The 20,923-nt window shown below is 36.8% G+C and carries 23 protein-coding genes; 12 read left to right on the top strand and 11 right to left on the bottom strand.

From position 1 onward, the window contains the following. Window positions 1-17 precede the first annotated feature (17 nt). From RM520_RS03350 to RM520_RS03330, 5 genes are all read right to left on the bottom strand, one after another. The gene (locus RM520_RS03350) at window positions 18-632 is read right to left on the bottom strand and encodes a response regulator (protein ID WP_311386972.1); all 615 of its coding nucleotides are present in this window, start codon (window positions 630-632) and stop codon (window positions 18-20) included. Further along, window positions 629-2,479 (bottom strand): sensor histidine kinase, encoded by a 1,851-nt coding sequence (locus tag RM520_RS03345; protein WP_311386971.1) that lies wholly within the window; start codon window positions 2,477-2,479, stop codon window positions 629-631. The genes RM520_RS03350 and RM520_RS03345 overlap by 4 nt, the downstream gene beginning before the upstream one ends. Continuing rightward, the gene (locus RM520_RS03340; protein ID WP_311386970.1) at window positions 2,476-3,069 is read right to left on the bottom strand and encodes a hypothetical protein; all 594 of its coding nucleotides are present in this window, start codon (window positions 3,067-3,069) and stop codon (window positions 2,476-2,478) included. Before RM520_RS03340 ends, RM520_RS03345 begins: the two co-directional genes overlap by 4 nt. 395 nt (window positions 3,070-3,464) lie before the next feature. Next, window positions 3,465-4,025 carry a TlpA family protein disulfide reductase gene (locus tag RM520_RS03335; protein ID WP_311386969.1) on the bottom strand — a complete coding sequence of 187 codons (561 nt, stop codon included), beginning with the start codon at window positions 4,023-4,025 and terminating at the stop codon, window positions 3,465-3,467. Between the two features lie 11 nt (window positions 4,026-4,036). Next, window positions 4,037-4,327 carry a DUF2188 domain-containing protein gene (locus RM520_RS03330; protein ID WP_311387389.1) on the bottom strand — a complete coding sequence of 97 codons (291 nt, stop codon included), beginning with the start codon at window positions 4,325-4,327 and terminating at the stop codon, window positions 4,037-4,039. A gap of 159 nt (window positions 4,328-4,486) precedes the next feature. On the opposite strand from RM520_RS03330, the gene RM520_RS03325 reads away from it, so the two are divergent. The 3 genes from RM520_RS03325 to RM520_RS03315 are packed head-to-tail and all read left to right on the top strand — an operon-like array spanning window position 4,487 to window position 7,054. After that, window positions 4,487-5,254, top strand: a complete 768-nt coding sequence (locus tag RM520_RS03325; RefSeq protein WP_311386968.1) for a carboxypeptidase-like regulatory domain-containing protein — start codon at window positions 4,487-4,489, stop codon at window positions 5,252-5,254. A 51-nt stretch (window positions 5,255-5,305) separates the two neighbouring features. Further along, a complete protein-coding gene (locus tag RM520_RS03320) occupies window positions 5,306-5,767 on the top strand; it encodes a RidA family protein (protein WP_311386967.1) in 462 nt (153 codons plus the stop codon). A 54-nt stretch (window positions 5,768-5,821) separates the two neighbouring features. Continuing rightward, window positions 5,822-7,054, top strand: coding sequence for an FAD-dependent oxidoreductase (locus RM520_RS03315; RefSeq protein WP_311386966.1), 1,233 nt, complete (start codon window positions 5,822-5,824; stop codon window positions 7,052-7,054). 1 nt (window position 7,055) lies between these two features. Here RM520_RS03315 and RM520_RS03310 read toward each other — a convergent pair whose 3' ends face one another. Next, entirely contained in the window at window positions 7,056-8,213 is a 1,158-nt protein-coding gene (locus RM520_RS03310; protein WP_311386965.1) for a helix-turn-helix domain-containing protein, read from the bottom strand. Between the two features lie 114 nt (window positions 8,214-8,327). Here RM520_RS03310 and RM520_RS03305 point away from each other — a divergent pair, with 114 nt between their 5' ends. Beyond that, the gene (locus RM520_RS03305) at window positions 8,328-8,708 is read left to right on the top strand and encodes a hypothetical protein (protein ID WP_311386964.1); all 381 of its coding nucleotides are present in this window, start codon (window positions 8,328-8,330) and stop codon (window positions 8,706-8,708) included. Here the strand turns inward: RM520_RS03305 and RM520_RS03300 are convergent. Then, entirely contained in the window at window positions 8,705-9,367 is a 663-nt protein-coding gene (locus tag RM520_RS03300) for an HAD family hydrolase (RefSeq protein WP_311386963.1), read from the bottom strand. The two genes, RM520_RS03305 and RM520_RS03300, sit on opposite strands and share 4 nt — an antisense overlap. A gap of 87 nt (window positions 9,368-9,454) precedes the next feature. Between RM520_RS03300 and RM520_RS03295 the strand changes: the two genes are divergently transcribed. Next, window positions 9,455-10,291 (top strand): DUF4328 domain-containing protein, encoded by an 837-nt coding sequence (locus RM520_RS03295; protein ID WP_311386962.1) that lies wholly within the window; start codon window positions 9,455-9,457, stop codon window positions 10,289-10,291. Between the two features lie 21 nt (window positions 10,292-10,312). On the opposite strand, the gene RM520_RS03290 is transcribed toward RM520_RS03295, so the two are convergent. Continuing rightward, window positions 10,313-10,675 (bottom strand): DUF2237 family protein, encoded by a 363-nt coding sequence (locus RM520_RS03290; protein WP_311386961.1) that lies wholly within the window; start codon window positions 10,673-10,675, stop codon window positions 10,313-10,315. Between the two features lie 37 nt (window positions 10,676-10,712). Then, a complete protein-coding gene (locus RM520_RS03285) occupies window positions 10,713-11,081 on the bottom strand; it encodes a DoxX family protein (protein WP_311386960.1) in 369 nt (122 codons plus the stop codon). A 49-nt stretch (window positions 11,082-11,130) separates the two neighbouring features. On the opposite strand from RM520_RS03285, the gene RM520_RS03280 reads away from it, so the two are divergent. Both RM520_RS03280 and RM520_RS03275 read left to right on the top strand, forming a co-directional pair. Further along, entirely contained in the window at window positions 11,131-11,511 is a 381-nt protein-coding gene (locus RM520_RS03280; RefSeq protein ID WP_311386959.1) for a DoxX family protein, read from the top strand. A gap of 12 nt (window positions 11,512-11,523) precedes the next feature. Then, complete coding sequence (locus RM520_RS03275; RefSeq protein ID WP_311386958.1) at window positions 11,524-12,084, top strand: DUF427 domain-containing protein; 561 nt, start codon at window positions 11,524-11,526, stop codon at window positions 12,082-12,084. A 9-nt stretch (window positions 12,085-12,093) separates the two neighbouring features. On the opposite strand, the gene RM520_RS03270 is transcribed toward RM520_RS03275, so the two are convergent. Further along, the gene (locus tag RM520_RS03270) at window positions 12,094-13,197 is read right to left on the bottom strand and encodes a DUF2891 domain-containing protein (RefSeq protein WP_311386957.1); all 1,104 of its coding nucleotides are present in this window, start codon (window positions 13,195-13,197) and stop codon (window positions 12,094-12,096) included. A 115-nt stretch (window positions 13,198-13,312) separates the two neighbouring features. Between RM520_RS03270 and RM520_RS03265 the strand changes: the two genes are divergently transcribed. From RM520_RS03265 to RM520_RS03250, 4 genes are all read left to right on the top strand, one after another. Next, window positions 13,313-14,452 carry an SPFH domain-containing protein gene (locus tag RM520_RS03265; RefSeq protein WP_311386956.1) on the top strand — a complete coding sequence of 380 codons (1,140 nt, stop codon included), beginning with the start codon at window positions 13,313-13,315 and terminating at the stop codon, window positions 14,450-14,452. 92 nt (window positions 14,453-14,544) lie between these two features. Continuing rightward, on the top strand, window positions 14,545-15,636 hold the full coding sequence (locus RM520_RS03260) for a TFIIB-type zinc ribbon-containing protein (protein ID WP_311386955.1): 1,092 nt from the start codon (window positions 14,545-14,547) through the stop codon (window positions 15,634-15,636). A 51-nt stretch (window positions 15,637-15,687) separates the two neighbouring features. Continuing rightward, the gene (locus RM520_RS03255; protein ID WP_311386954.1) at window positions 15,688-16,125 is read left to right on the top strand and encodes a YybH family protein; all 438 of its coding nucleotides are present in this window, start codon (window positions 15,688-15,690) and stop codon (window positions 16,123-16,125) included. Window positions 16,126-16,131: 6 nt separating this feature from the next. Further along, window positions 16,132-16,518, top strand: coding sequence for a DUF2306 domain-containing protein (locus RM520_RS03250; protein ID WP_311384274.1), 387 nt, complete (start codon window positions 16,132-16,134; stop codon window positions 16,516-16,518). Window positions 16,519-16,520: 2 nt separating this feature from the next. On the opposite strand, the gene RM520_RS03245 is transcribed toward RM520_RS03250, so the two are convergent. Beyond that, window positions 16,521-17,621, bottom strand: a complete 1,101-nt coding sequence (locus tag RM520_RS03245; protein WP_311386953.1) for a lactonase family protein — start codon at window positions 17,619-17,621, stop codon at window positions 16,521-16,523. A gap of 128 nt (window positions 17,622-17,749) precedes the next feature. Here RM520_RS03245 and RM520_RS03240 point away from each other — a divergent pair, with 128 nt between their 5' ends. After that, window positions 17,750-20,911 (top strand): S41 family peptidase, encoded by a 3,162-nt coding sequence (locus RM520_RS03240; protein WP_311386952.1) that lies wholly within the window; start codon window positions 17,750-17,752, stop codon window positions 20,909-20,911. Window positions 20,912-20,923 lie beyond the last annotated feature (12 nt).

Genomic DNA, 20,923 nt, shown 5'->3' with positions numbered 1-20,923 from the left:
AGTATAAATATTCTTTGTTAAAACTCATATTTCTTTTCCACCGCATAGCGCAACAACTCCCCTGCACCACTTAAATTGAGTTTACGGATCATGTTTTTACGGTGAGTATCAACCGTGCTTTTACCAATAAAGAGTTCTTCCGCTATTTGGTGGCTGGTTCTGCCTTTCGCTATCAATTGTAATATCTCACGCTCGCGAGAGGAGAGCACACTTTTAGAACTGTTCTTTTCAGCATCTGGCAGGTGAATTTTTTTATCGTAGTAGGTTTTGCCACTGGCAACAGCGCGAATAGCTTCTAATACAATTTCTAGGCTGCTATTCTTTAAAATATAGCCTTGCGCCCCTGCAGCCAGCATTTGTTTTACCGCATCGTCTTGGTCAAACATAGTAAAAGCCACTACTTTGGTATAGGGTAATTCTTTTAAGATAATTTTAGTAGCTTCTATACCATCTAACTTGGGCATACGAATATCGCAGAGCACAACTTTGGGTTGTTTGAGGCGTACCAATTTGAGTAATTCTTCACCGTCATTAGCATGGCCAATCACCGAGATATCATCTTCGTACTTTACGTACGATTTGATTCCGTCAATCAGGGCTTGGTGGTCTTCGGCTATGGCTACGGTTATCATACAGGGATGTCTATTAAAATGGAAGTGCCTTTTCCCAATATACTGTCTATGGTAAAATTACCCTCTAAATGTTCTACTCGTTTTTCAATGGTGGTCAAGCCCATACCTGTTTTATCGGTTTCAATTTTAGCACGGTCAAAACCTTTGCCGTTGTCTTCAATAATAATATTGAGGTTATCCTCATGCTGGGTCAATTGAATGGTCACTTTAGTGGCCTCTGCATGTTTGATGGTATTGGCCACTAGTTCTTGCACCATACGAAATAGGTTGAGTTCTAAAGAGTTTTCCAATCGGTCTCCCATACCAAATGCCTCAACGGCAACCTCTAAAGCGTTGGTTTGAGTAATCACTTGTGCCATTTTTTTAATGGCGGGTAATAGCCCTTGATCACTCATCACCCCAGAATTTTTACTATGTGCCATGCCCCGCACTTTTTGATAGGCTTCTTCCAACAGTTTTTGGGCATTTTTCAGCGCAGGGTCTTTTTTACTCACTTTTGAGTTATCAAAATGCAGTTTTATGGTGGCCATTAGACTGCCTAAATCGTCATGCAACTCGTTCGCCACGCGTTGGCGTTCTTTTTCTTGCCCGGCAATCATGGCATCAATACTGACCAATTCTTGTTGTTTAAGCAGGTTATCGACCCGTTCTTGTTTAAGTAGGGCCTCTTGCTCTGCTAATTGGCGTTTTTTAGTGGTGTTTTTTTGGAGGAATATTGCTGTTAAAGCGCCCAAAGCCAAAACTGAAAGGGCTATAATTAAATAGTTTTGATTTGTTTTTCTACGATTGTCTAAAATCAACTTGTCAAGTTTTAGTTTTTCAGTTTGGTTTTCAATTGACAACAATGAAGATTGAAAACGTTCTTGATTACCTTTAAACTGAAATTCTGTATTGATTGATTCATTTAAAAAATAATATGCAGAATCTAACTTGCCCATGTCTCGAAATATCCAAGAACCTAATCGTTCATTATACCATTTATTTCTGAGTTTACTTGATAATTTTGTTGATTTTTTCCAATAAACAAAGGCCTTATCAACTTTACCTTGAATTAAACATACAGAAGATAATTGCCATATTGCAGATTGATAAACGTACGTATTTATAGGTTGCTTTTGTGAAATTTCTTCTGCTTTTTTAAACCGATAAATAGACCTATCAAAATCTTTTGCTAGTTTTAGTTGAGCGGCAGTCTCAAAATAATATCTGGCTTTCAATGGAGTATCTTCTGAAACATCATGAAATAATTTATCAAAATGAGTTATGATATCGTAGCCTTGAAATTTCGATTTTAGTTCATCATTATCTTTAGATTCTAAGCCGATTTTATAAATCATAACAATTCTTTTATCGTCGGCATCTTTCACTAACTCTTCATAATGGTCTAGATACGGCTTATATTTTTGACCACTAAAGAAAGTCTGTTTTCTCAAAAGATTGAGCATACTAACTAAAGAAAACTTCAGAGCATTGATTCTTTGATGGTTGTCCGATAATTGAATTGCAATAGAGAAAAAATGAAACGCTTCGGGGGTATTTTCGTTTTCATAATTCGAATACCCTTGAATTAATTGAATCAAAATTTTGTTGTCAATATCTGATTCATCAATATTTTTTATTGCTTCTAGTGAATTTTTTCCTTCACATAAATCTATTAAAGATTGAGCTAAAATTTTTTTCTCTTTTCCCAAATCTTTTAAATATTGTTTAGATGACCTTACATCCAATCTGCGCAGTTGGTCATAGTACATCTCTAAATTCTTATTACTGGAACTATCTTGAGCAATAATCCCTGTAAAAGGAAGGAGCGAAAAAATTAAAATAATCTTTAGGGCTTGTCTTATCAATTACTATTTACGATTTTAATTGTTGATGTCATGCACATATCTCCTGCTTTCATATTAATATCCGCTGGTGGGGTATTGGGTAATTTGTCATCCAATCGATTAATTGCAGCAACATATTTTCCATTTCGAACATAAAACTCACTATCAAAAAGCCCTTCCTCAAGATGTCCAACAATCGTTCCTGACTTAGAAAAACTTTTCAACTTTCTAGTAGTGAAAATTCTACGAAATTTTTGTATTGGAATTTCTTCCTTCAGGATAAGAGATATACTATTGGTTAAACTTTTATCGTCAATTCCATTATATGCTTTCAAATCAAGGGTGAGAATTCCAGTTCCATTTTCAAAGGAAAAATTATTTTTCGTTGAATTTTCTAAACCTATATTGTACATGCCTTTATAATTAACAAGAGATATGTCTATACACGTCACTTTCTTTTTACTCTTGCTTAAAGTTATTTTAGCACTAACTGTAAAAAAAGTGCCATATAACTGACTAGGATATATTAATTGATAGTCTTGCTCATTTTTTGCATCTAAGACAAGAAATAAATTTTGAAATATTGGTGAATTGGATTCATATACTTTCATTTTCTATTAGTTTTTTGGTTTGGTTCAAATATTGGTTTTATTAACTGTTTACAACATCCCCATTCTTAGGGATATTTAATATTCTTTCATTTAAAAAATACCTGTTTGTAGGTATTGCATAAACACAAATACTGCCTTTTATTTACCATGAGTTAGTTAAATAAACAAAGCTCATTGGCAGTACCATATCATGAATCGGGGGAATCAAGGTTTGCGACCCTAATGGGCTTTTGAATTTAACACTTCGTCGTATGATTTGCTACAGAAAATTCTGTAAAGTGTTAAAACTTCTGGCTAGTCGATAAAAAATAAGAATTGAGCTGTAAAATAAAACCCCTCCGTCATGCGCCATGCGCATGCCACCTCCCCTTAATCAAGGTGAGGACCTAGTTCGTTTATTCCAATAAGGCATCTATAACACTGCGTACCTTTTTACTATTCCAATCTGCAGCTCCTGTTGCTTTGCTCATAATTTTACCGTTTTGGTCAATTAAATAATTGGTGGGTATACTTTTATCTAATAACAAGGGCGGCGGAGCCATTCTAGACGTATACATAGGTAAAGTGTACGGCTTCTTTTTAAGGAAGGTCGTTACAGTTTCTTGTGCTTCATTCGTTAATAAGACAAAATTGATGTGCTCACCGTAATCAACGTATAACTTTTCTATATTAGGCAGTTCGGCTAAACATAGTGCGCACCAAGTCGCCCAATAACTGATAAAAGTGACCTTGCCTTTACCCACGCCAATAGTTTTTGGCTTGCCGTCTAAGCTTAAGACTTTATAATCAAAAGGGATAAGCTGGGCTTGGTCTTCCACAGCCTTTATACTAGGGGACCACACCAAAATCTTGGCCTTATTCACTGCTACCTGAATTGGTTTTCGAGTTTGCGGGATGATTAGGAGCAGTAGAAATACACCAAATACATAATCACTCCAACGCAACTTTTTCAACATAGCATCAGGTGTTAGTCATAATTGATTCGGTCGCGAATGGTACCGTCTGCGCTATGAATAATGACATCGGCTTTATACTTTTTTGCTAGGCTTTTGGCCTTGTTTATAGCAGTGGATTGTTTTCTATGTTTTGAGGTGATACGCTTGTTACCTTCTCGGCGTACCGCCCAGCCCTCATCATAAGGCACTACATGCTGATGCCATGTTCGCTTTCTGTTGCTTGAACGAGAACTTTTGAAATAGACCTCAACCAGTTCAATCAGTATTTTTAGCCATGATTTAGAGGTGTTGCTGTCGGCCATATCTAATTGCTTTGTGGTGCCCAAGATACTGTTTTTTGAAATGCTGGTTGCTAGAGAATTCTGCAGTCCGATGGGCTTGCCTAAGCGAAAAGGGGCGTTCCCTCATTATGGCTTGTTTCCCCATTGCTGTAGCAGTAGTTTAGACTTAAATAAGCAACCATGAGCTATAAAATTACCATACCAGAACCTTGTAATGAAGATTGGAATCAAATGACCGCCACCCAAAAAGGGGCCTACTGTAAAAGTTGTGCCAAAGAGGTTATTGACTTTACAACAACCTCAAAAAGTGAACTGGCCAGAAAAATAAAGCATGGACAAAACCTATGTGGGCGTTTTAAAGCAAATCAGCTCAACACCCCTTTACCGTCTGTTACCCGAAGTAATTTTCAACGGAATGCTGCCATGCTTGGTTTTACTTCACTGTTAAGCTTATCGAGTCCGGCAACTGCTCAAGAGAAAAAAGTAAACGACACCATTTTTATTGCTACAAGTACAAAATTGCAAGGTAATGTCACTTGCGTAGGGCTAAAATCAATACCACAAAATCAAGTGGTCCGCCGTATTGCCGTGCAAGACCAAGTCAGTGATAGTATCGTTATAAAAGGAACCGTTGGTGATGGTGAAATGTCACTACCTGGAACTATAATCAAACTATTGGGTACTGAAATTGAAACCTATAGCGACTTTGATGGCTTGTATTCACTTAGCATTCCTAAAGCATTTTTAAAGGAAGGTCAACAATTGGAGTTCTCCTTTATTGGGTGTCATACTGCACTCAAACCGATTGATGTGAACACAAGATATGTTCATGTCAAACTTGAAGAAGACCTTGAAGCACTTGAAGAAGTTGTCTTGACTGGAGGTATTCGAGTACATAGACCCAACATATTTAGACGCATCGGAAATCTATTTAGAAAAAAATACTAGGGCACTTAAGAATGAAATGAAAACCGGTATCTTGAGGTAAAATTAAAACCCATGAAATCGTACTTTCTATTAGCGTTCCTACTAGTTTTTAGCTGTAAAACTGAAACGCCACAAATACCAGAAGCTCCGAAAGAGACTACTACCCTTTCTAAAACTCATATTGATCCCCACAACGGGTATTCAGAGGCAGTTGCGGTAGAAGCCAATGGAATCAAAACTATATATATTTCAGGCCAGGTGGGTGAAGGTTCAAGCTTTGAAGCACAATTTAGTGATGCTTTGGGCAAACTGCTCAACACCCTTGAAAATTCTGGTGCTACTTTTGACGATGTGGTCAAATACAATACTTATATCGTTAATTACAGTCCTGATATGCTACCGGCTTTTAGAGCTGTTCGTAAAGAATTATTGGGTGATACTGATATGCCTGCAAGTACCTTAGTTGGTGTTGAAGCCTTAGGTTTACCTGAATGGGGCGTTGAAATTGAAGCTGTTGCAGTAGTAAAAAAATAAGCCTTAATTCTAAACATTTCAACCTATTTTTACAATTAAAAATTCAGGTGAAGCATGGCAAAAAAATCATCAAAGATTTATATTATTGGTGCAGGCATAAGCGGATTAGTCGCGGCTAAAACTTTGGAAGAAAACGGGTATACCGCAACACTTTTAGAGGCTACTGGAGAACCTGGGGGTCGTGTAAAAACAGCTACCATTGATGGTGTTCCCTTTGATCATGGTTTTCAAGTTTTACTCACGGATTATCCACAGGCAAAAAAACATCTTAGCTATGATGCCTTAAATCTACACTACTTTAAACCTGGCGCCTTAATTTTTAAAGATGGAAAAACAGAACGTATTGGTGACCCCTTGCGTGACCGTTCCGCTTTTTGGCCAACACTAAGCGCTAGCATAGGCTCTTTGGGTGATAAATTCAGAATCTATCAGTTAACCCGAAAGCTTAAAGCAAAATCGATTGCTCAGATTTTTGCGACCGAAGAGCAAAGTACTAGTGACTACCTAAAAGCTTATGGCTTTTCTGAGGCCATCATCCATAATTTTTTTAAACCCTTTTTTACAGGGATATTTTTAGAGGAAGAGCTAAATACCTCTTCGCGCTTGTTTGAATTTGTATTTAAAATGTTTGGTGAAGGTTATGCCGCGCTACCAGCAAAAGGTATTGGAGCAATGGCCGGCCAGCTCGTTGGAAATTTAACACAAAGTGATTTTCAATACGAAACTGAAGTGTCAAAAGTTAGCGCTAAAGAAGTGCACTTAAAGAATGGCAAAAAGCTGAGAGCAGATATTGTTATCAGTACCCTCCCCTTAGATACTAATGGCCAAATTACCACACAAAAGGTGGCTTGGAAAAGCTGCGATAACTTATATTTTACGGTAGAAAAACCGACTTTTGAAACTGGTACCATTGGTCTGGTGGCAAATACCAACTGTTTGACCAACAACCTTTACTACTTATTTGAACAACAGCAGAACGGCGATGCCGTGCTATCCGTAACTGTGGTTAAAAAGCATCAAAAAAATGAAGCTGAATTGGTTGAAGCAGTAGTTCAAGAGCTAAAGAAAGAATGTGGTATTCAAGTGAAAACCTTTATAAAAAACTACCATATTCAGCAGGCTTTGCCTGATATTAAAAACCTTAGTATGGAGCCTAGCTCGTCAAGTATTAAACATCCTTTAGGCATTTATATGGCTGGAGATCATAATTTAAGTGGGTCGTTAAATGCAGCTATGGCTTCTGGTGAGGCTGCTGCAAACGCTGTGATTTCCGATTTAAAGGCTTGATTTATTTAGCGGCCGGGTGGTTGTCTTTTTTACGATACTCCTTGGGAGTACAGTCAAATTCTTTTTTAAATGCCCTGTAAAAAGCATTTTTAGAATGAAAACCACTAGCTTGACTTAAAGCCTCAATAGAGTGCCGTTCTAAATAACCTTCTTCAATAAGTTGCTTGGCAAAAAGCACCCTGTGGTAGTTTATAAAATCATTGAAATTACTATGCTTAGCCTTATCAATACTAACAGAAAGTTTACGTGGAGAAATAGCCAATTGCAGCGCTAAGCTTGATAAGTTCGCATTGGGCTGCAAAAACATTTGCTCTTCTTTGATTTTTGAAATATAGGTATCGGTTTCCACTACAATTTTGTGCGCCTGTTTTGATGAGTTCTTTGATAATTGAGGCAGGCCTATTAACACCTTAGGATTCCATAAGAGATAGCCCGACAAAAACAAAAAGCTAACCGCCATTAAAACCGTCGTGATTATTAAGGGCACGTCATATTCTTTATAATTAGAGAACATCAAAAAAGAACTAGCAGCGTATACCAAAACAAGCGAAGTCGTATAAAAGGTTTGAAGTTTTACAAAATCATATAGCCACTTCTTCACAAAGAGAAATTGTTTGGAAACAGTAGTGGGTTTTACTTTAAAATGTTGAATAATAGTATACCATTGCGCGGTTAAATAGCAATAGAAAAGAAATAACTGAACAATAAGCACTAACCATTCTGGTAAGAGCCCATCTTGAACAAGGTAAACGTAATCCGGATTAGCAATGACATCAGCTACCACCTGTCTTTTTTCGGACAAGGGCATCAAATAAAAAGTAGCATAATTCAAAACTCCCAATACAAAGGGTAGGGCGTGCCATAAATCCGATTTACGAAAAGTTGTTTCTTGTCGGAGTACCGAGCGCACATACAAATATGCAAAAGGAGGTACTAAAAACTCTAAGGGTACTGGAGTCTTGTAGAGCACCGGAAAATAGTCAACTAAACCATATTTAATAAAAATATAAAAGCCAAAAGAGTAACCTTTGATAAAAAGGAATAAGGCTAAAAACCCGACAGGATAACGTTGTCCTTGGCTAAATCTAAACCAAATTAGAAAAGCTGTAGTGATACAAAAAATAATACTTAGCCCAAAAAGAATGTCAAAAATCAGCAAACGTCTTGTTTAAAAATTGGTACAAATACGTAAATGGTAACAACTGGCATTTTTGTGATAGCTTACAATTAACTTACTTCAAGGTAAACTAATTCAACTTTACACCTTAAAATCATGAATTCGATATTAGATTCATTAGTACTTAAAATCAAATCATGGGGGGAGCAACAATCTGTAATTAATTATATCCTTCAAACAGATGTAACTAACCTTGAACAATTTAAAGAAAATCTAAGTTTAAATTTTTTTATTGCCACTAAAAACGACAAAGCACTCATAAAAGAGACCAACTGGCTAGATGAGTTCGGTGGTACCACCAGAAAGCACGCTGCTAATCACGGATTTTGCTCTTTTGCAAAGGCCACTTATGAGAATGGTTTTAAGCTACACTTTGTTATTGTAAATACGGAGCTGAATAAATTAGGGGCTACATATTACAATATTGAAAACCTAGAAGATTCAAAAAAGCTGCTCGTAAATAATATGGTAGCTTAGTTTATCTTAAAACTAGTTAAATTGGTGTATTTGATTTCTTGAAAATCTGTTATCACCTTACTCGCCAACGAATAATCTTGATTTTTAGAATGTGGACTTTTAAAGGCCACACAAAAAATACCTGCCGCATGCGCTGCTTTAATTCCGTTTGTAGAATCTTCAATCACCATACATTCTTCTTTTTGAAACCCTGATGCTTCAGCTGCTTTTATAAAAATTTCAGGATGTGGTTTTGAAGCTTTTAAATCGGCACCACTAAGTTTTGCTGAAAAATACTGGTCTAAGTTAAACTTAGTGAACACATTATTGATGTTAGGCATAGAAGCCGAGCTTGCCAATACCAACTTTAGTCCGTTATTATGATAATCTTGAATCAATGTTCTGACCCCAGGAATCAAATCTAGGTCAGGATCATTGAAAAATAGCTTTTTGAAAATATTGCGCTTGACAGTAACCAATTCTTCTGGAGCTCTTTGCAACTTAAATTGCTGTACCAACTGGTTACAAATGTTTAGAGTAGCTTGTCCTGTAAAACTTTCATATAAGGTAGCAGGTACAGTAATGCCCACTTCATCAAACATCCCATGATAGGCCTTTTGGTGCAAAGGTTCTGAGTTAATGATGACTCCGTCCATATCAAAAAGTACCGCTTTTATCATTTTATCGAATAAATGAGCGATTAAGATAGCCTATTATACGTATTTCTGCCTTGTTCCGTTACTAATTATACTGAAATTACCAACTATATGACCCGACAAGAACGACTCGTTTTTTGCAAAAAGTGTGAAAACCGTTATCTGGATTTACAAAAAGGACTTCTTTGTAAATTAACAGAAAAAGAAGCTGACTTTGAAGGGGAGTGTGCCGATTTCAAAGAAGACCTTCAAAAAAAGTATATACTCAAGCCTAAAAAACCTATTAGACCAAATGCTAAGAGGGCAAAATGGGCTGAATATTCTTTATGGGCCATCCTTGTAATCGGAATTATTTCATTTATTTCATCTTATCTACAATATGATTTACTCTTAAAAGTTCAAGAAGGTTTTGTTGTTTCTGACCCTGAGTTAGAAGACAATGATTTACGCGAAGGCATTGTTGGTATTACTTATTCCGTTTTATTTATAATATCTGCCATAACCTATATCCGTTGGTTTAGAAGAGCCTATTATAACTTACATAGTCGCACATTAACCCCTCTTTATGATGAAGGTTGGGCTGCTGGCGCATGGTTTATACCCATACTTAATCTGTTTAGACCTTATAAGATAATGATGGAAATTGATGAAGAAACTAGTACTCTTATCGAAAAACGAAAAGAAAATACAATTAAAAGAACAGGAGGATTAATAGGCGCATGGTGGGCACTTTGGATTATTTCTGGTATGGTGGATCGGTATGCTTTTAAACTTGGCTGGCGTGCAGAAACCTTAGATGAATTTTTAACTAGTACGCAAGCCGAAATGGTAGGTATGCTTGTAGAATTTCCACTTGTAATCTTAGCGATTTTAGTCGTACGAAAAATCTCTGATAAAGAAATTTTCCTAAGCAAGCTAGAGCTCCAAAAGTCATTGACCGTTAGTTAATTACTTGAAAATTTTGGTTATTCAAGATGCCTTTAGTTCTAATAACCACTCAAAATCTACAATCTCTAATGCTTTTTCATGCGTTGCCTCTAGGTCAACTTCAGGAGCTTTACCAGCCTTGTAGGCCTGTTTCCATCGCGAAGCGCACAAACACCATTTGTCACCTGGTTTGAGGCCCGGAAACTGATACATGGGTATAGGTGTACTCAAATCATTTCCCTGTGATTTGGTATACACTAAAAACTCTTCCGTCATAATCGCACAGACCACATGGGTACCTACATCTTCTGGGCCGGTTCGGCAAAATCCGTCTCGGTAAAATCCTGTTTTTGGTTGGTAACAACAGGGTTTTAAAGTAGTACCCAATACATTTTTATCTTCCAATATTGATTTATTTTAAGAAGTCATTTAAAAGATGAATTTATTGATTCCAAAGTAAAAAACAGATGATACTATTGATAATCATATAAAAAAAAGCGGGAAAAGATTTTATGAAGCCGTCCTTAATCTTAAGGCGAACTAAAAAGCCTAGCAACATTAAAATAGCAAGCCCAAGACTTGCAATGATACCAATTAGGGGTTTATAAAACGACAAAAATAATCCCAAGCCCCCAATTACCTGTAAATAACCATTTAACCTTCGGTATCCTATAAGTCCATAACGCTTGAATTCGGCAACCATATAAGGTGAAAAAAGACAGCTAAACCCAAATACCAGAAATGACAGGCCGGAACCTACTAAGAATACTATTAAACTTAAAGAAAACGCATTTACATTTGGATAGTCCATCAAGAAGCAGTACTTTTTGTTTAATATTTTTCAAAATTACTTAAACATTATGGAATATCTCATTTGGGGCATCAAAATTGGCATTTTTATTAGCATTATCAACGTTTGGTTTTTTAGGTTCAAAAAGACAACACCTTTCCGAGGTGGAAAAGCCAATAGTATGCCACAAGAATTTGAAGCTTATGGCTTACCAGAAAGCTTTTTATATGTCATCGGTCCTCTAAAAGTAGGAAGTGCGCTAGCCTTGTTTATTTCTATTTGGATGCCAGAATTCACAGTTTATCCGGCAGCCATAATGGCGGTACTCATGTTAGGAGCCATATTCATGCATTTAAAAATAAAAGACCCATTGAATAAAGCCATCCCGGCGGCTATATTCTTAATACTATCCCTGATTTTGATTTGGGATGCATCGTCATCATTCGCCTAAAGACGAACTATTATGGCTTCAAAAAATACTATACCAGATTGGCTATTAAAAGCTCGCAATAAATGGCAATTTAATGGTAAAGAAAGACCCTCATTTGCGCAGGACCCAAAAAAAGGACAAGTATCTGTTTGGGATTTTCCAAGACCTCCGGCATTAGTGAAAGTACAACAACAGATCTCTGTGTATTCCGGTGAAATCTGCCTCGCAAAGACTAATCAAGCCTTTGCAGTTATGGAAACTGCACATCCACCAAGTTATTATCTTCCTTCTGATGCTGTTGACCAAAATCAATTAGTGATCATACCCAACAAAAAGTCTTTATGTGAGTGGAAAGGCTCCGCAACCTACTGGGCACTTAAATCTGCACCATTACAACCTATTGCTTGGAGCTATGCAAATCCGTTTACAGAGTTTGAAGCCCTAACCAAACATTTCGCATTTTACCCACAGTACTTTGATTGTTTTGTGGGCAATGAAAAAGCCCGACCGCAACCCGGCCAATTTTATGCGGGTTGGATTACAGATAACTTTGCAGGTCCGTTCAAAGGGGAACCTGGAACCGGATTTTGGTAGATTTTGTTTTTACTGTGCATCTAAAGCATAAATAGCAAAAGAACCTAACCAATGCCCGCCTTCATAATTGTCGCCAACCAAATTCGGAAAAGAATACGCAATATGATTATTTGCTACTAAATCTAAATGTCCATAGGCCTCAGGATACTGTTTTGCCAAACCATAAAATACCCAAGCTCGGCTAAAGTTCAAGCCATCTAAGTGTACCAATTGTCCATCTTCTCTATCGCCAACACGAGCAACTTCAATATCAAAATTTGGTTGTGCCAAGTCCGGTAAAAATTTTGTCATCCATTGCTTAAATTCAACTTCTGAAAGAATTCTTCGCATTAAATCTATCTCTTCAAAACAAGGTGATAAAAAATCAGCTCCACTTGGCTCCCAACCAATCGGGCATGCTTGGTCATTTTCATAGAAATACAATGCTCGAGCACGGATACTATTCATTAAAGCTTCATGATTCGCCGTTTGCGCATAATCCCAAGCAAATGACAATCCGAATGCCGTATTACTATGAGTACCCACACGAACTGCATATTGCAACTTTGGAAGGTAATCAATTAATTTCTCTGCAATTAAATCAGTGAGTGGTTGAAGATTTTGTGATAACTCCTTAGCGATTGGGTCGTCCCAAGTATGCAATTCTTCGGCCAATTTCAAAAGCCATCCCCAGCCATAAGTCCGCTCAAAATTCTTATTGTGCTTTCCTTCAAAGTAAGCTATTTCAGTCGCAATATTCTCTTTAGATAAATTGGTAGCTAAAACTAATTTCAGACGCTCTGCCTCTCGCAAATTCGGATGTGTTTTCAATAATTTCACCATGGACCAGTGGCCATGTACAGCAGAATGCCAATCAAAACAACCATAAAAAGATGGGTGTAATGTTCGAGGGCCAGCCAAATCTTCTTCACTTCCTAATGTATGCCCTGTCTTATTAGGATATTCTTTTTGAACACAAGCCAAAGGTAAACTCGCCAAATTGTTAGCTTGGTCAAGAGTTAACTCCATTTTTACGGTTTTTTCTTTAATTGATTGCGACTCTTCTGAATTCGTTTTACAGCTAAAAAAGAAAAGAGCACAAATAAGTATTGGAAGGGTAATTAGATACTTCATTAGGATTGCTTTATGCCTTAAATGTAACATTAATGGGAATTTTATACTAATAAAATGAATAAAGGAACCATCCTTTTTTCATAGCTTTAGAACACGAATTTTTAAAACACTAATCATGGATATTTTTAGCAAAATAAAAGAGAAACTCAGTCATGAGTTTATTGACATAATCGAGTGGCTCGACTTTACAGATGATACCATTGCGCATCGTTTTGAGCGTTATCAAAACGAAATTAAAAACGGAGCTAAACTCATTGTTCGCGAGGGACAAACCGCTGTTTTTGTGAATGAAGGGCAGTTAGCCGACGTATTCACCCCAGGCACTTATGACCTTACGACTCAAAATCTACCTATTCTTTCTACTTTAAAAGGATGGAAATACGGATTTAATTCTCCCTTTAAAGCGGAGGTTTATTTTGTAAACACACACCTTTTTACAGATGAAAAATGGGGAACAAAAAACCCAATTACGCTAAGTGATGACCGTTTTGGTTTGGTTGAAATTCGCGCTTTCGGAACCTATGCCTTTAAAATTGCTGATGCCGGTAAATTCATCGTTGATATTGTCGGTACCGATAATAATTTTACCAATTTTGAGATTAATGAGCACCTAAAAAGTTTAATCGCCACCCGATTTACCGATACTGTTGGTGAAGCTAATTTACCTATTGAATTATACGCCGCAAATACCTCTGAGTTGTCTGATACCTGCCAAGAGGTAATGAAACCAGAATTTTTATCGGTGGGTATTTCATTAGAAAAATTCTATATTGAAAATGTATCAATGCCGGAAGATTTAAAGAAAGAAATCTTTGAGTATAGCCGTATTGACAAACTAGATTTAGACAAACTTACTAAGTTCAAAACAGCTAAAGCGATTGAAGCTGCAGCCAAAAATGAAGGTGGCACCGCAGGTGCCGGAATGGGAATGGGAATGGGTTTTGTACTCGCTCAACAAATGGGTGGTATGATGACCGGAGCCCCGCAGGCAGCGCCACAAATGGGTGGTCAAGCACAAGTTGGAGCTTTTCCTCCTCCAATGCCAGTTGCCGTTCAATATTTCTACGCAGTCAACGGAGCGCAACAAGGGCCGGTTAGTATTGACCAGCTTAAAGCCTTATTCGCTAACAGAACAATCAACAAAGAAAGTTTGGTTTGGAAACAAGGCATGGCTAATTGGACTGCTTTGCAAGAAGTTGCCGAATTAAAATCGTTCTTAGGAGGTAATACGCCACCACCTTTACCCGGAGCTTAATACAAACAAGTCATTGCTGGGTACCAAGCTTTCTTCTTAATAAATTTTCGATGGATTGCTTGGTATCAAGCAACGACCCCTTGTAATTTTTCATGGAACAAAAAACCCAACAGACCGAACTTAAAAAACCCTGCATTAATTGTGGCGCCGAGTTGAAGTACCAGCCCGGTACTACCAATATCAGTTGCGAGTATTGTGGTCATAAAGAAATCATTTCTATTGATGAAAATGGTTTTAAAGAGTTGGAGTTATACCCATATCTAAAAGAAATGGGTGCTCAAAAGCATAGCGAAGAAATTTCTATGCTTCATTGCAAAAACTGCGGAGCCAATCAACATATTGAAGAAAACTACAAATCGTTGCATTGTGTGTATTGTAGTATGCCGCTTATTTTAGAGGATGCCTATAAAGAAGATTGGATTTTACCAGGCGCTGTTTTGCCTTTTCAGATTGATAAAAAGAAATCTTTTCAAATATTCAAACGTTGGGTAAGTAGTCTTTGGTTTGCACCAAACAAACTAAAAAAAGCAGCCTTAGACCCGCAATTCACCAAGGGGCTTTATTTACCCTACTGGACCTTTGATGCGCAACTAAAAGCTAGCTATTCTGGCCAACGTGGCGAATATTACTACGAAACTAAAAGAGTTCGGAATTCACAAGGTAAAACCGTGACCAAACGAGTTCGAAAAACAAGATGGTATCCGGCGTCAGGAAATATTTCTGGATTCGTAGATGATACTTTAGTCGAAGCTTCAAAACAGCGCAAAGGTCGAGTGCCTTCAAAAATTGCTCGTTGGAATTTAAAACTATTACAACCTTTCAGCTCCAGTTTTTTAAGAGGTTTTGTTACCGAAAAATATACCATTCCCCTAATCCAAGGGCATCTTTCTGCCAAAGGTGAAGCAGAGCGAATTGCCAAACGTTGGTGCCGACAAGATATTGGTGGCGATACCCAAAGAGTAACAAGCATGAACATGAAATTATCTCAAGAAACGTTTAAGCATATTTTGCTGCCAGTTTATATTAGTGCTTATCGCTATAATGGAAAGGAATATAATTTTTTCATCAATGGAGAAAACGGCACCATTTCAGGGTCAAGACCATACAGTGCATGGAAGATTTTCTTTGCAATTTTATTTGGGCTTATAGTACTAGGTCTTATCATATTTTTTGCCCAAGGTTAAGCTCAAAATTTTTTAGCTACTTTTAAAACCATAGTTAATTGATAATCGATTATGAAAAAACTTTGTTTCTTACTTTGTTTAGTATCCGTATCCATCTTTTCACAAAATTCAATAGAAGCAGATAAAAAAGCCATTTTAGAAGTTTTGAATGCCCAAGAAACAGCATGGAATAATTATGATATAGAAACTTTTATGGAAGGATATTGGGAATCAGAAGAGCTTAAATTTTATGGTGCTGGAGGCGTGGTAAAAGGATGGCAAAGTACTTTAGAACGCTATAAAAAAAGCTATCCCACTAAAGCACATTTTGGTAATCTAAGATTTGTCTTTAACGATGTTTCACCCATAAACGAGGGGGCATATTCAGTCATGGGCGAGTATCATTTAACAAGAGAAGTTGGCAATACCAATGGCATTTTTATGCTCATCTTGAAAAAAATGAATGGGGAATGGAAGGTAATTGCCGATACCTCGGCCAAAGTAAATTAGAGTGCTATGAATTATGCTATTTTAATGTACGCTCATTTGATTACCGTTGTACCCTGTGTGTTTTTAGGTGCTTATGTTTTATTGGCGAAAAAAGGAACAAGTGTGCACCGGTTTTTAGGAAAAATCTATATGATTTTAATGCTCATAACGGGGCTAATAACCCTATTTATGCCCGCTTTAGTAGGCCCACAATTTCTTGGTCATTTTGGTTGGATTCATCTCTTTAGTTTTTTAACTATATATACCGTTCCAACGGCATATACAGCGATTAGAAAAGGAAATGTTAGGGCGCATAAACGCAAAATGGTTTTACTATATATTGGAGCTATTTTGATAGCAGGTGGTTTTACCTTTGCGCCTGGGCGTTATTTGAATGAGTTGTTTTTTGGGTAATCTTACTTAAAAACCAAACAAACCGGACTTCCCATTTTCATTTCATTTAAGAAAGTTAAAGTCCCCATATCACCTTCCCTTTTATAGACAGTAATATTATTGCTGCGCTGATTGGCGACCAATAGATAATTACCTGAAGGATCCATGGTGAAATTTCTAGGCCAATCTCCATTAACCGAAGTACGGCCAATAGTCGTTAGTTTTCCGTTTTCCTGATTTACAGAAAAAACAACAATTGTATTTTCCCCACGATTAGAACCATATAAAAATTTACCATCTGCAGACAAGTGAATATCTGCACAAAAACTCTCGCCTTCAAAATCAGTAGCAAGTGTGTTTCGAGTTTCTATTTCATTATAGCTGCCTTCATCATCTCTTTTTAAAACTGTAATGGAAGAATTGAGCTCGTTTATTACATAAAGAAAAGTGCGATTTTGACTAAAAGTGAAATGCCTTGGTCCAGCGCCTTGGTCCATATTTATGGAGGACTGATGTGCGGCCACCCAGCCGTAAGGCTGTTTATCATATCGTTTTATAGCATCTAAACCTAAATCAGCCACAAAAAGGCCGTCTTCATTAAAATGTGCTTTGTGCACATGAGGAATTTCTAGTGTGTCTGAAGTATGATGATCTAAAACCTGACGGTCTGCTAAACTTCCATCAGTAGCTAAATCAAAAACTGCCAGATTACCACCCGTATAATTTGAAGTCGCTAATTGCCCATTTTCTGAAAGTGCAACATGACAAGGATGTGCCCCTGCTGTTCCCTTACTATTGATAAGTTTTAGCATATTATTTTCAAATGCATATGCATATACTCCACCTCCTAATGAATCAAAATCAGCAGTTTCTTGAACAGCATATAGATTTTTCTTGTCTTTAGTAATAGCTAAAAAAGAGGGATTAGCTAGTTCTGCCATCAATTTCATTGAATCTAGTGTTCCATTGGATGGGTTAAACTGAAGTTTATAGATACCCCTACTGTCACCATCTGTATACGTTCCAACAAACAAATCAAAGGTTTCCATAGGCGTTTTCTTTTCTTGACACCCTATAAAAATAAAAACACTTAGGAGGTACAAAGGACTAAATTTTAATTTCATAATACTTAGTTGAATTTTATAAAAATACACAACTCTTTAAGATTATTAATTATGACCATGCTCTTCTAATTGATATCATATGCAGCGCATATTTTTGTAACTTCAAAGCCAATCAAAAACGACCAAAAATGATACAAAAAACTCTCGGATTTCTTGTAACTGCTTTTTTTATTTCAATTACTCAAGCGCAAGAACCTTATTTTTTATTGGACCCTACTATATCTCCCGATGCTCAAACTATAGTTTTTAGTTATGATGGAGATCTATGGAAGGTTAATTCGACCGGTGGATTGGCTACCCGAATTACAGCTATGGATGGTGAAGAAACACTACCAAGAATTTCTCCAAACGGTGAATGGCTGGCCTTTACCTCAAATTCGCTTGGCAATAAGAATATCTATATCATGCCCTTGTCAGGAGGTGCGATTGTACAACTCACTTTTAATGATAAATCAGACGAAGTAGATAGTTGGTCTTGGGATTCAGAAACCATTTATTTTACCTCAAATAGAGAGAATCGCTATTCAGGGTACACTATTTCCAGACAAGGGGGCACTCCAAAACGCCTTTTTCAACACTATTTTCATACAGTGCACAACCTTGCCAAGCATCCTAAAACAGATGAGCTTTTTTTTAATGAAAGTTGGGAGAGTAAAAACTTCACCAATCGTAAACGTTACAAAGGAGCCTATAATCCTGATATAAAATCATACGATACTAAAACTGGTTCTTATAAAGAATATACCTCTTATAAAGGAAAAGATATGTGGGCGACATTTGATTTGGAAGGGACATTGTATTTTGTTTCAGACCAAGCCAATGGAGAGTATAATCTATACACCTTTGATAACAATTCAAAAACACAACTAACATCTTTCAATACTTCTATTGGGCGACCACAAGCCAGCGCAAATGGCGAGGCGTTAGTATTCACAAAAGACTACCAAATTTTCTTATATGATGTGGCAAGTAAACAACCCAAAAAAGTATCCGTTCAATTGGCCAAAGATAACACTGTCGAAAATCTACAAGATTTTAATGTAAGCGGAAATATCACCAATTTTTCGGTTTCTCCGGATAATAAAAAACTAGCTTTTGTTTCAAGAGGTGAACTTTTTGTTTCCGATGTCAAAGGAAAATTTGTAAAACAAATATCACTTAAAAACAAAGAAAGAATTAAAGAAGTTCTATGGTTGAAAAACAATAGTACTGTTCTGTTCACTAGAACTGATAAGGGCTATACTAATCTTTTTACGATTGACGTAAGTGGAAAAGAAGATGAAAAACAAATAACAAAAGACGCTAGAAATAATGTAAATATTACATTGAATTCTAATATGACCCAAGCACTTTACATTAGCGGTCGTGATGAACTGCGCTTACTGGATTTGAAGAATTTCAAAAGTGAAGTCTTGGTTAAAGATGAATTTTGGGCTTTATATGCACCTCAGCCCTACTTTTCTCCAGATGATAAATACGTTGTGTATAATGCCTACCGCAATTTTGAACATGATGTTTTTACCATTCGTTTATCGGATAAAAAAGTGACCAATTTAACCCAAACTGGAGTAACCGAAACAAGTCCGGCGTGGTCGCCAGATGGCAAATATGTTTATTTCACTTCAAACTTGACCAAACCTAGTTATCCGTATGGTATGGAAGCCCCTAAAATTTACCAAATGGCACTTGATAAGTTTGAAGACCCCTATTTAATTGATGAATTTGATAAGCTTTTTGAAGAGGAAGAAAAAGAACCTGAGGATAAGGAAAAGAAGAACAAAGAAGAAAAAAGCAAAGTTGATGACACTAAAAAAGTAACTGTTAAGATCAATGAAAAAGGATTAATGGAACGTATCAAGAGAGTAAGTCCCTCTTTTGGTTCGCAATATGCTCCTGCGGCTTATAAAAAAGATAAAGCAACCTATTTATTTTATTTGAGCAACCATGACGAAGGTAAAATGAAGTTATGGAAAACTACATTTGAGCATTTTGAGAAGAATAAAACTGAAAATGTTTTAGATGAAGAAATTCGTGGTTATCAAATCGAAACTGCCAAAGACCAATACTACTTGTTGGTTAAAGGTAATATTCACACCCTTGATATTAAAAGTAATAAAACCGAAAAAATCAAAATTTCGAATACATTTAGAAGAAATTTATCAGAGGAGTTTACTCAAATGTTTTACGAAGCTTGGGCTGGTTTTGAGGAGAATTTTTATGATGAAAACTTTCATGGTGAAGACTGGCAAAAACTTCGTGACCGATATGCCCAATACCTACCATTCATTACAAAACGCTCCCAATTACGATTGCTTTTTAATGACATGCTGGGTGAATTGAACACTTCTCATTTCGGATTCTATTCGAACGGAAAAGAAGAAAGTTCCTTTTATAAGAACGCCACAATGAGCACGGGAATTGTTTTTTCTAATGAAGACTCTTATTTGGTTGAACGCCTTTTAACCGATGGCCCTGCTGATATTACAGGGATGCCTCTCAGAAAAGGAGATCGCCTCATTGCTGTAAATGATGTAAAAGTCAATGAAGCCATGAATAGGGAGTCTTATTTTGTACAACCCTCAAGAGATAAAGAAATAACGCTCACCTTTTCAAGAAATGGTAGTCCCATTAAGGTGAAAATACATCCAACAAACACAAATAATGCTCGTACCCTTTTGTATGATGAATGGATGGATGCCAATCAAAGTTACATTGACCAAAAAAGTAATAAAGAGGTAGCTTATATCCATATGAAAAACATGACGGGCCGAGAATTGGAACGTTTTAAGCGTGAAATGGTTTCCGAAGCGAATGGAAGAAAGGCGCTCATATTAGATTTACGATATAATACAGGTGGTAACGTACATGATGAAGTACTTCAATTTTTATCCCAAAAGCCGTACTTGAAATGGAAGTATCGTGAAGGAAAACTAGCTCCGCAACCCAATTTTGGACCAGCGGCTAAACCAATTGTCATTTTAATCAACGAGCAATCTTTAAGTGATGCCGAAATGACTTCTGCAGGATTTAAAGAATTAGGCTTGGGTACACTTATCGGCACAGAAACCTACCGTTGGATTGTGTTTACTTCGGGTAGTGGATTGGTAGATGGTTCATTTTACAGATTACCTTCATGGGGTTGCTACACTTTAGATGGTAAAAACTTGGAAAAAGAAGGGGTACAACCTGACATTTTGATTAACGAAACTTTCGAAGACAGATTAGATGGCAAAAATCCACAATTAGATAGGGCTTTACTTGAAATTGAAAAGCAACTTAAGAAAGAATAGCCCTAAGATTAA

This window comes from Croceitalea vernalis (assembly GCF_031846405.1).
GTDB lineage: Bacteria > Bacteroidota > Bacteroidia > Flavobacteriales > Flavobacteriaceae > Croceitalea > Croceitalea vernalis.
Note: the sequence above shows the minus strand (reverse complement) of the source record. Positions and strands in the feature narration are given on the sequence as shown.